Source organism: Streptomyces sp. PU-14G, assembly GCF_041028275.1.
GTDB lineage: Bacteria > Actinomycetota > Actinomycetes > Streptomycetales > Streptomycetaceae > Streptomyces.
In genome coordinates this window covers 1-773 of record NZ_JASKYT010000783.1, presented here as the reverse complement: position 1 = coordinate 773, position 773 = coordinate 1, and the positions used below count along the sequence as shown (strand labels likewise).

The 773-nt window shown below is 79.8% G+C and carries 2 pseudogenes; one reads left to right on the top strand and one right to left on the bottom strand.

From position 1 onward, the window contains the following. Positions 1-146: pseudogene (locus AB8Z75_RS35280) on the top strand (response regulator); the annotation flags it as partial. On the opposite strand, the pseudogene AB8Z75_RS35275 reads toward AB8Z75_RS35280, so the two are convergent. Then, a pseudogene (locus tag AB8Z75_RS35275) lies at positions 137-265 on the bottom strand (response regulator); the annotation flags it as partial. The pseudogenes AB8Z75_RS35280 and AB8Z75_RS35275 sit on opposite strands and share 10 nt — an antisense overlap. Between the last annotated feature and the right edge of the window lie 508 nt (positions 266-773).

The following is a 773-nucleotide window of genomic DNA, read 5'->3' as shown; positions in this document are numbered from 1 at the left end:
GCCTGATCCTGGACGGTGAGCCGGATCTGGAGGTCGTGGCCGAGGCCGGGGACGGGGCCGAGGCCCTCGCCGTGGCGCGCACCCAGGAGTTCGACCTCGCGGTGCTCGACGTCGCCATGCCCCGGATGACCGGGCTGCAGGCGGCGACCAGGTCGCGGTCGGCGACCGACTTGAGGACGTAGCCCGAGGCTCCGGCCTTCAGCGCCTGGAAGAAGTACTGCTCGTTGTCGTGCATCGTCAGCATCAGCGTCCGGACGCCCGGCTTGRGCGMSGRSRGCTCCCGCGGCCAGGGACGGTACGAGCACGAAGAACGTCCCGCCGAGCACGGGTCGGCCCGCCGACGGGCGCACCAGGTCGGTGACGGTCGCCATCCCGGCGGCCAGGGAGGCGCGGGAGTGGACGACGGCGCGGGGGCGGGAGGTGGTGCCCGAGGTGAAGACGATGACGGCGTCCGCGTCATGGTCGACCGCGTGGTCCACCGCGCGGGCAGGCGCGGCGAGAGCGTCCGTCTCCAGCGCGGGCGCGCATCCCGGCAGCCGGGGCCCGACCGTGGCGAGAGGGCCGCCGAGCCCGGCGAGGTCGGGGAGGGCGAGGCGGGCGCGGCGGGCCAGGGGGCCCCCCCCCCCCCCCCCCCCCCCCCCCCCCCCCCCCCCCCCCCCCCCCCCCCCCCCCCCCCCCCCCCCCCCCCCCCCCCCCCCCCCCCCCCCCCCCCCCCCCCCCCCCCCCCCCCCCCACCGCGCGGGCAGGCGCGGCGAGAGCGTCCGTCTCCAGCG